This window comes from Levilactobacillus parabrevis ATCC 53295 (assembly GCF_001434055.1).
GTDB lineage: Bacteria > Bacillota > Bacilli > Lactobacillales > Lactobacillaceae > Levilactobacillus > Levilactobacillus parabrevis.
Genome location: NZ_AZCZ01000029.1, coordinates 24,985 through 34,470, shown reverse-complemented (window position 1 = coordinate 34,470; position 9,486 = coordinate 24,985). Strand labels below are relative to the sequence as shown.

Genomic DNA, 9,486 nt, shown 5'->3' with positions numbered 1-9,486 from the left:
TTTACACAAAAAATTTGACACTCCCAAAGCATTACAAGGAAAGTGGAACTACCAGTGGAAGATGGACGACGTTCCTGGAGATTATATCTACTTTAATCAAAAATCTTTGCGCGCGGGCAAACGGACTTACAAGATTTCTTATATCACTGGTTCGACAAAATCACGCTACACTGTCCATTTAAAACGCAAATTTGCTGGGAGTAAGACGTTAACGTTTAAATACAAGCTCCGTGAAGTGGACCACTATGCAAATGTAAAATCGCTGAGTATGAGTACTAAACGGTACGTCGACAGTTCTGATGCTCTGTATATCAAGGGGTACTTGGAGAATTATAAGCCTAGTAACTTTATCAAGTTATCGGGAACTCCCGATATTTTCGATTCATCTGTGAGTGGCTATACGATTCCAAATGCGGAAGTCTCTATTAGTGGAGACGAAGAAGCCAGTACGGTAGCGGATGCCTCAGGTTATTTTAAAATTAGCGTCGAAGGTAACTTTGACGAGTATGAATTTTCCGGTGATGATCAATTGGTTATCTGGTCCAAGGGGCCTAAGTCAAACGATACTTTTAAGAAGACTTTTGAGTTAACTGCCAATAGTGACTACTCGGATTATGAAGATAATGATGATGGTGATGACTATTCGTATGAGACATACAATTATAATAACGATTGGGATTAAGCAGTTTTGATGGACAGATGCATCAGCAATTGGATCTGAAATAGTTGCCACAGTAACCCATGAATGAAAATTTAAGCTGAAACCGCTCTCTATTTGATGCTATAATGACCTGCAGACAAGTTGAATGGTCACATCAATTTTGGTGTGGCGTAATGATTTAATGCGCTGAGCGTCCGCCAATGATAGCACTCAGGGAGTGTAGCGGGCGCAATAACCGGCGATGGTGGTAAAAAGTGTGTAGCCATCGGTCAAATTAAGATTAGACGCTGAGGGTGTCGGCTTACCTTTTCTAATTTGATTAGCGGGATGGAGGTTACGGATGGAAACCGTATTTTTAGTATTGGTTTTGTTGATTGCGGTTGTGGGGGGCAATGTCCTTGGGAAACACTGTCCGCGAATACCACAACCTTTTTTTCTCATTGGTTTAGGGTTATTATTTGCATTTTTCCCACTGTATCACGGGTTTCAGTTCAGTCCAGATGTATTTACGTTCGCGATTATTGCCCCGCTTATGTATAACGAATCGAAAAACGTTTCACGCTACTGGGTTGGCCGGGGAATTGTGAATATTTTCTCGCTGGCAATCGTCTTGGTTGTCCTGACGATACTGGTTGTGGGGACGGGTGTGCACTGGTTATTTCCAATTTTCCCACTCAGCTTAGCCTTCGCGCTCTGTGCGGTGGTGACGCCAACGGATGCATCCGCGGTGAGTGCGATTGCGCCAGAGAGTGAGGAGTACCGAGTTCCGCAAACGATTCTCCAAAATGAATCGCTATTCAATGATGCTTCCGGCATTGTGGCGTTTGATCTCGCAATCGCGACGTATGTATCCGGAAAATTTGCGTTAGGTACCGCGTTACTGGACTTTGGAAAAGAGTTCTTGGGTGGACTTTTGCTCGGTGCCCTGCTAGGATTAGCCATTGCCTGGGTTCGCCAACTGTTGATTCGTTGGGGAGACAACTCGCCGTTGGTCCTGGTGACCATCGAATTGGTGACGCCGTTTGTCCTATATTACGTGGCGGATAGGATAGGATTTTCCGGCATCTTGGCGGTCGTCGCGGCTGGACTGATCCAAGGTGGCGAGCGGGAACATTTGCGTATGACGTCCAGTCGCATGCAGATGGTCAGCGCCAACGTTTGGGAGGTTATTAATGGGATCCTCTCCAGCTTAGTTTTTGTGCTGTTGGGGATTTCATTACCGCGGGTATTTCATGCCGTTTGGCAAAATGAACAAGTCCTGTGGTGGCAACTCACCTTAGCGGGAATCTTCATCTACAGTCTGAAGTTCGTGATGCGGCTAGTCTGGTCGCGGTACTTTGTTTGGATGTATGCACCCAGCAAACACCGGTGGTCGGACAGTTGGTTGATGGCGTTGAGCGGGGCTAACGGCACAATTACGTTGGCCTTAGCTTTCTCACTACCGCTGTTGATTAAGGGGCAACCCTTTGCGCTCCGGGGGTCGCTGATCTTTACGGCGACTGTGGTTATTCTGTTGAGTCTGTTAGTACCGACCTTTGCCCTGCCACACCTTTTAAAAGCGGGACCAACGGAGACAGAGTCGATAATGGCTTGGCACCACCGGATGCGGTTGGCAGCGATTGAAGATTTGGAAGGCCAAACGGCTCATCCGAGCGAACGTCAGATTGTGATTGATGCGTTGCTTCAGCAATTTCAATGGCAGCAAGCCCCTCGTCGCCGTCAGCAGCGGTCGTTTTTTCGTCAGGCTGATCAGGTAGAAGAGAAAGCTGTAAAGGCACTGTATGATAACGGTAAGATTACCGAGCAGGCGTGGAGCCACTATCGGCGCTTTCTAAAATACAGTCGCTTCACCATTGATCAGCGGTGGTGGAAGAATCTCATTTTGCGTCTGTGGTTTGGCGTGCACATGGGACAGATGTATCACGATATCCAGAAGGCCCAGGATACCTTCATGACGTCGCCCTTGGTGATGGAGCAGATTTATTGGCAGCAATGGTTTGAGAAGCATGGCGAGGACATCCGGCCCATTGAGGCAGTCGGCAATCAGGCGGCTTCGGCAAAATTGTCGGCGTTAAAAAATGTCGAAAATCGTACGGCGATTGACGTTGTTCAACGCTACTACAACGAACGCTATCGGCAACTCAACGCGCCAGAGGTTGATCCGTCCATCGTCTATCAACTGTTTTTGGCGGCGTTTCACACGGAGTATGAATTGGTTCAAGCCAAACTGGCCTCCGGCGAAATGTCGCCGGCTGTGGCAGATGATTTGCAAGAACAGATTATTTATGACGAAATGAGTTACTTGCAGAATCGCACGGCATTTTTAGCCTAATATTAAGTATTTCTGGTAATTAAAGGAGGGTGACGCATTGACTGATAAAATGCAAAGGTCGCATCCTTGGCTGAATGGGTCTTTCAGTGACATTGATTTCCGTTCTGAGATGAAAGATATCGGTAACTTTGAGCGCAAAGAGCCGATTGGCAAAGAGAAAATTAACTAATATTTTGGGGATGATTCACTACTAGGTAGGGTAGGGATCATCTTTTTTGATTTTTTCAAACTTTCCGCTTGCCTTGAAGTACACATGAAGGTTTAACCTAAGGTCATTCAAGCGTGAAGAAAGGAACTTTATAATGACGAAAAAAGTAATGATTTTAGCAGCTAACGGGCAAATCGCCCAAATTGTAGAACATCGAGTTTTAACGGAAGACCAATTCGCAGACGTTGACTTAACCCTCTTCTTACGGAACACCAGTCGGCTTGCCAACTTGCAAGACAATCCTCGCGTCACGTTAGTTGAAGGAGACATCACCGACCCAGCTGCCGTGAGTGCCGCTATGGCGGGTCAAGACCTGGTATTCGTTGCCGTCGTGGATCACGACCAGCAAAACCGCTTGACCAACAGCGTCATTGCCGGGATGGAGGCCAACAATGTTTCCCGCGTTCTGTTCGCCAATATCTTAGGGCTGTACAATGAAGTTGGTGGTGAATTTGGTCGGTGGAATTCAGAAATGATTGGTGCCGGGATGGCACCAGCACGCCGGTCCGATAAGCTATTAGCTGATTCTGGTTTAGACTACACGACATTGCGGTTGCCTTGGTTGAATGACCGTGGCGTTAAATACGTAGTGACCACGAAAGACCAAGCCTACAACGGCGTTTCCGGGTCACGGCAGAGTGTTGCCGATGTCGTTTTGACGATCATCGCCGATCCTAGCAAGTATAGCCGTGATAGCATTGGGATGGCTGACCCGGATACTGAGGGCCAAGACCGACCTGTTTACTAATCTGTGAGGAGCGAAGATAAAATGAACATTAAAGAAGCCAGCGAAAAGACGGGGGTCTCCTCCGCAGCGATTCGCTATTACGAAAAAGAATCGTTGATTCCCCCCATCGACCGGACGGCGGTCGGTAACCGAGATATCGACGACCGCATCATTCGGCGAATCACATTTGTCACGCAGATGCGCGCGGCGGGGATGAGTATTGAAAATCTCCGACGTTACATCGAGTTGTTTGATGCTCAAGAGGACAATACTAAGGAGCAAAAGTCCCTCTTACAGGAACAACTCAGCGTGATGGAAGAAAAGCGTGATGACTTACAGGCGGCCATTGACCACCTGAATTACAAGCTCAATCACTTCTACGATCACATGGAAACGACAGAAGAGGAGCTTCGCGAGTTGGAACGCCAGCATGCCGATAAGGTTGCACAAAAAACAACTGAAGATAGCGATGAATCTAATAACGCCTATTAACGATTAGGGACGGCTATGTATAAGGTAGTCGTCCCTTTTGGTGTATAATTGGAAAAATTTAGTTTGTGGAGGAGGGCGCTATTTACATCGACATTTGTTCTACTGATTACGGTTGCTTTGGCGAATTTAGTCGCGCAGTGGGTGCCTAAAATTTCCAAGACCTATTTTGCGCTGGTGGCCGGAATCATTGTGGCCCTCATTCCCAGTTTGAATCATTTGGTCTTGGAATTCGAGAATGAGACCTTCATGATTTTTATTCTTGCGCCGTTGCTGTTCTTTGAAGGCCAGGTCACGCCGATGGTCCGGGTTGGTCGGCGCATCCCTAGTATTCTGGGGACCGCGTTTGTGTTGGCCATCATTTCGGCTGTCGTTGCGTCGCTGGGTCTGCACGGTATCTTTGCTGTGAGCCTGCCACTAGCCCTAGTCATGGTCGCCATTAGCACGCCAACCGATGCGACGGCGTTTGAATCGGTCATGACCGGCCGCAAGATTAGTGAGCGGCTGGGGAACCAATTGAAGATGGAATCCTTATTTAACGATGCGACGGGTCTAATTCTGTTACAGGCGGGGCTGTTGTGGCTGAAGACCAGTGAATTTTCTTTCGGCCAAAATGTGGGTAAGCTTCTGGTTTCTGCCATCGGTGGGGCACTCGTCGGAGCCGTGTTGGCAGTGGTCTTCATGCTGTTTCGGCAGGCGTTGGTACGCACCGATGCCAACGTGGTTTCCTCGCAATCGCTGCTATACCTGCTAACGCCAATCATCATTTATTTGGTTGCCGAAGAAGTCGCTGTTTCTGGCATCATTGCGGTGGTTGTGGCGGGACTCGTCAATAACGGTGAGGCCAATAGTAGCCGATTTAGCTCGCCGCGACAAATGTATTTCGGCACGCAACTGCTGAACTTTGGTTCGGAAATCTTGAATGGTGCAGTCTTCGTCATCTTGGGAATCAGTCTGGAACGCATCGTCAGTAGCCAATACCGACAAATGTTCCAGTCATTGCGGTGGTTGTGGCTGGGCCTCGCAGTTTACCTACTACTCATTATTTGTCGGGTCGTTTATGCTTACGGTTTCATTGCTCGGCGGCAGTGGCGGGATAGCTGGCTGTTTGCGCTCGGCGGTGTCCACGGAACGGTGACACTGGCTATGACATTTTCAATTGGTGGTATGGTGCCAGCACGTCAATTTCAACAGATTATTCTAGTGGAAACGGTCGTCATCATCGTTAGCATGTTGGTGCCAACGATTCTCTTCAAGTTGCTCTTGCCGCAGGATGGCGATGCACTCAGTAAGCCGGCTATTCTAGCGCGGATTCGTGAGGAAATGACGGCGGTCGGGATTCAACGAGTCAATGCGTTAGATTTGGCCGCTGACGTGAAACGGGCCGTCATCTACGAGCTGCGGGATCAAAATAATACCAACCCCTTGCGTTCTTTCTTACATCGGTGGCGGCGAACCGTCAGTCATCACGCGGCTATCACGTATCTGCAGAGTCGTGATCAACGTTGGGCGATGATGCAGGCGTTTGCCAGTGAACGTGAATTCTTGACGGAGCAGGCCCGTCAACACGTCGTTGAGCTCAGCCTGATTCACGATATTTACACAGAAGTGTTGATGTCAGAGGCTTTGGTTGTCGATCCGTACAGTCGGATGGTGTAGGAGCCTGCACTAAGCGAAAGGTTAACATGGACTCGGTCACCGTGATAATGGGGGTGGTTGAGTCCATGCTTTTTATAAATAGTTAATAATTGCAATAAATATATGATTAATACGATTCCTGAGCTAAGCATTGACTTAGAGGGACTGTAACCCGGTATACTAGACACAAGATGAAACGTGAAGGAGATTTTCAGATGGCAAGCTCAACTTTGATTGTGGACTATTCCTGGTCCGGGACGACCGCTCAGATGGCCGTTGATTTACAGCAGGTGACGGGGGCGGATAAAGTCAATTTGACCGTCGCCCAAGGCACATTTCCACCCGATATGTTCGCGACTGCCGATGTCGCTAGTCAACAACTTTCGAGCGGCAATTTGCCGACGTTGACCAATGGACTACCAGATTTTAGCCACTATCAAACACTGTTGGTCGGAGGGCCTGTCTGGAGCGGTAAGGTCGCCACGCCGGTGCGGAGCTTCCTGCAACAGTTGGGTGCCTTTCGGGGTCTCGTCGCCCCGTTCTATACGGACGCGGGCAACCCTGGGGGCTATGAGGATGACTTTGAACAGCTGATTACGCAAGGGACGTTCGTGATGGGTCTCGGAATGACAGCCGGCGATTTGCCTCGCGACCAACAGGTATTACGTGGCTGGTGGCGAAACTTTCAGAATTAATCAGATTTCGCTTGCCTTGAAGTCCACTTTAAGGTCTACACTAACCGTATCGATTAAAATTGGAGGATGAATCAATGAAAACAGCTGTATTTGTTGAACCGGGCAAGGTTGAAGCCCAAGAATTACCTAAGCCAACGGTCAAGAATCCTACGGACGCCGTTTTGAAAATCGTGCGGGCCTGTGTCTGTGGTTCCGACCTGTGGTGGTACCGGGGCATCAATGACCGGCAAAAGAACACGCCGGTCGGCCACGAAGCCATCGCTATCGTTGAAAGTGTTGGGAGCGAAGTCACTAACGTCAACCCGGGTGACTTTGTCATCGCACCATTTACTCACGGCTGCGGTCACTGTGCGGCCTGCTTGGCTGGCTTTGATGGCAACTGTGAAAATGCCCGGACCGATGACGAAATCGTTGGGTACCAAGGCGAATACTTACGCTTCAAGAATGCCAACTGGGCGCTGGTCAAGGTTCCTGGCCAACCTAGCGACTACTCCGATGCCCAACTCAACGACCTGTTGACGTTGGCTGACGTGATGGCGACCGGTTACCATGCCGCAGCTACCGCTGAAGTCAAGGACGGTGACACGGTTGTCGTCATGGGCGATGGTGCCGTGGGGCTGTGTGGCGTGATTGCCGCCAAGCTTCGTGGAGCCAAGCGAATCATCGCGATGAGTCGTCATGCCGATCGCCAAGCTTTAGCTAAAGAGTTTGGGGCGACTGATGTGGTTGCTGAACGTGGGGATGACGCGGTTAAGCGTGTGATGGAACTGACTGATGGCGCTGGTGCCGATGCCGTCTTGGAGTGTGTTGGGACCGCCCAATCCATCGATACGGCCGTTAAAGTCGGTCGGGCCGGTGCCGTTGTTGGCCGGGTCGGCGTTCCTCAAAAAGCTGAGATGAACACGAACAACCTCTTCTGGAAGAATATCGGTCTGCGTGGAGGAATTGCTTCCGTCACGACTTACGACCGCAACGTGCTGTTGGATGCCGTGTTGACCGGTAAGATTCACCCCGGTAAGGTGTTCACCAAGCGTTTCGATCTCGATCACGTCGCAGAGGCTTATGCTGCAATGGATAAGCGGGAGGCCATCAAGTCATTGTTAATTATTAGTGACTAGCTGAATGGAATTAATTATTAATAATAAAAACACGGGCTAACCGATTAAAGTTAGCCCGTGTTTTTATGCCGATTTTTGCCGCCGCAGAGTCTATGGCTGTCTGGCGGGATTTTTGCCGTGTGAATGCAAAATTCAATCTTTTTCAAATTACCCCTTGCCTTGAAGTCCAGATGAAGGTCTAAACTCCTAATCATTCAATTAAAGACGAGAGAGGTAAAACAAACATGGCAAAGCAAAGACGATTCGATTGGATTCTACTGGTCATCTTAATGAGTTACTTTATGATTCTATTGGATAACTCGATCATTTTTACGGGGACGGTCAAGATTGCTCAAGACCTAAATTTGAATCAAGCAACGTTGTCCTGGGTCAGTAGCGCTTACTCGCTGACATTTGGGGGCTTCCTCCTATTAGGTGGCCGGGCGGGGGACTTGTTTGGTCGCCGACGGGTGTTTGAGATTGGTCTGGTCATCTTCGGTTTAGGGTCACTGCTCGTCGGGCTAGCCGTCAACGCACCCATGATCATTGTATCCCGGGCCTTTCAAGGGATTGGTTCGGCTATTTTAGCACCGACGACACTGGCAATCTTGATGGACACTTATGAAGGTGCCGAACGGGTCAAGGCCATTGCGTATTACGGAGCCATGGCCGGTATCGGAGCTAGTGTGAGTCTGGTCATCGGTGGAGTTTTCGCCAGCCTATTGACGTGGCGCGTCGGCTTCTTCATGAACGTGCCAATCAGTGTCTGGATGTTCTATTTAGCAGTTAAGTATTTGGATAAGGACAACGGTCAGACCGGCAAATTAGATTGGCTGGGGACCTTTAGTTCTCTGATCGGGATGAGTGCCCTGGTTTACAGCATTATTGGTGACTGGGCCAAGCTGCCAGCCTTCCTGTTGGCGATTCTATTCTTAGGAATCTTCATCTATCAAGAACATCGAACGGGGCAACCCATCATGCCATTGCGGTTATTCACCGACCGTGAACGCATCGGGGCCTACGTTGGCCGGTTCCTCTATCTGGGAGCAATGATGGGCTTCTGGTTCATCACGCCCCAGCTGATGCAAAATCAACTGGGATTTAGCGCTTTAATGGCTGGGGTGGCGTTCTTCCCCTTAACCATCGTGAACTTTATCGTCGCCTTACAGGTAGCACGCTTAACGGCGAAATGGGGCAATGGTGGCTTGCTGGTCATTGGGATTGCCCTGACGGCGATCGGCATGGTGTGGATGAGTCGCTTTACACCAGCAGTTGGCTACTGGTGGGGAATTGCCGCACCGATGGTCATTGTTGGGATTGGTCAAGGCTTCTCACTTAGTCCCTTTACGGCGGCCGGTGTGGCCCATACGCGTGGTTCTGACGCTGGAGCGGCCTCGGGAGTTGTCAACGTTATGCATCAGATTGGGGGCTCCGTGGGGCTGTCGATTCTGGTGACGGTGCAAGGATTGTTCACTGGACAAGTGGCCGGCTTCCAACACGCCATTTTAATGGGTGGTGGCCTGCTGGTTCTAGCCTTATTAGCGGCAATCTTCCTGATTGTACCGGGTGAACGGCAGTCAAACTAAAAAAGTTAAATTAATTTGCAAATAACGCTTGCCTTGAAGTAACTGCAAGGCAT

Annotated in this window: 9 protein-coding genes; all 9 read left to right on the top strand. The window is 49.4% G+C overall.

All coding sequences use genetic code 11. From position 1 onward, the window contains the following. Positions 1-682, top strand: a 682-nt coding sequence (locus FD07_RS12445) for a hypothetical protein (RefSeq protein WP_162254223.1), incomplete at its 5' end; no start/stop codon positions are given. A 319-nt stretch (positions 683-1,001) separates the two neighbouring features. Further along, complete coding sequence (locus tag FD07_RS08540) at positions 1,002-2,993, top strand: cation:proton antiporter (protein ID WP_020089926.1); 1,992 nt, start codon at positions 1,002-1,004, stop codon at positions 2,991-2,993. A 37-nt stretch (positions 2,994-3,030) separates the two neighbouring features. Beyond that, positions 3,031-3,162, top strand: coding sequence for a hypothetical protein (locus tag FD07_RS12740; protein WP_020089925.1), 132 nt, complete (start codon positions 3,031-3,033; stop codon positions 3,160-3,162). A 133-nt stretch (positions 3,163-3,295) separates the two neighbouring features. After that, the gene (locus FD07_RS08535) at positions 3,296-3,949 is read left to right on the top strand and encodes an NAD(P)H-binding protein (protein ID WP_020089924.1); all 654 of its coding nucleotides are present in this window, start codon (positions 3,296-3,298) and stop codon (positions 3,947-3,949) included. A 21-nt stretch (positions 3,950-3,970) separates the two neighbouring features. Further along, a complete protein-coding gene (locus FD07_RS08530; protein WP_020089923.1) occupies positions 3,971-4,420 on the top strand; it encodes a MerR family transcriptional regulator in 450 nt (149 codons plus the stop codon). A gap of 48 nt (positions 4,421-4,468) precedes the next feature. Next, positions 4,469-6,076, top strand: a complete 1,608-nt coding sequence (locus FD07_RS08525) for a cation:proton antiporter (protein WP_235804792.1) — start codon at positions 4,469-4,471, stop codon at positions 6,074-6,076. A gap of 194 nt (positions 6,077-6,270) precedes the next feature. Beyond that, a complete protein-coding gene (locus FD07_RS08520; protein WP_020089921.1) occupies positions 6,271-6,750 on the top strand; it encodes a flavodoxin family protein in 480 nt (159 codons plus the stop codon). Positions 6,751-6,824: 74 nt separating this feature from the next. Next, positions 6,825-7,868, top strand: a complete 1,044-nt coding sequence (locus FD07_RS08515) for a zinc-dependent alcohol dehydrogenase family protein (protein ID WP_020089920.1) — start codon at positions 6,825-6,827, stop codon at positions 7,866-7,868. A 224-nt stretch (positions 7,869-8,092) separates the two neighbouring features. After that, positions 8,093-9,433 carry an MFS transporter gene (locus tag FD07_RS08510; RefSeq protein ID WP_020089919.1) on the top strand — a complete coding sequence of 447 codons (1,341 nt, stop codon included), beginning with the start codon at positions 8,093-8,095 and terminating at the stop codon, positions 9,431-9,433. Positions 9,434-9,486: the final 53 nt, after the last annotated feature.

Bases quoted from the DNA above. Each gene is read 5' to 3' on its own strand.
- FD07_RS08540 (WP_020089926.1), top strand. From the start codon at position 1,002: ATGGAAACCGTATTTTTAGTATTGGTTTTGTTGATTGCGGTTGTGGGG.
- FD07_RS08535 (WP_020089924.1), top strand. From the start codon at position 3,296: ATGACGAAAAAAGTAATGATTTTAGCAGCTAACGGGCAAATCGCCCAA.
- FD07_RS08530 (WP_020089923.1), top strand. From the start codon at position 3,971: ATGAACATTAAAGAAGCCAGCGAAAAGACGGGGGTCTCCTCCGCAGCG.
- FD07_RS08520 (WP_020089921.1), top strand. From the start codon at position 6,271: ATGGCAAGCTCAACTTTGATTGTGGACTATTCCTGGTCCGGGACGACC.
- FD07_RS08515 (WP_020089920.1), top strand. From the start codon at position 6,825: ATGAAAACAGCTGTATTTGTTGAACCGGGCAAGGTTGAAGCCCAAGAA.
- FD07_RS08510 (WP_020089919.1), top strand. From the start codon at position 8,093: ATGGCAAAGCAAAGACGATTCGATTGGATTCTACTGGTCATCTTAATG.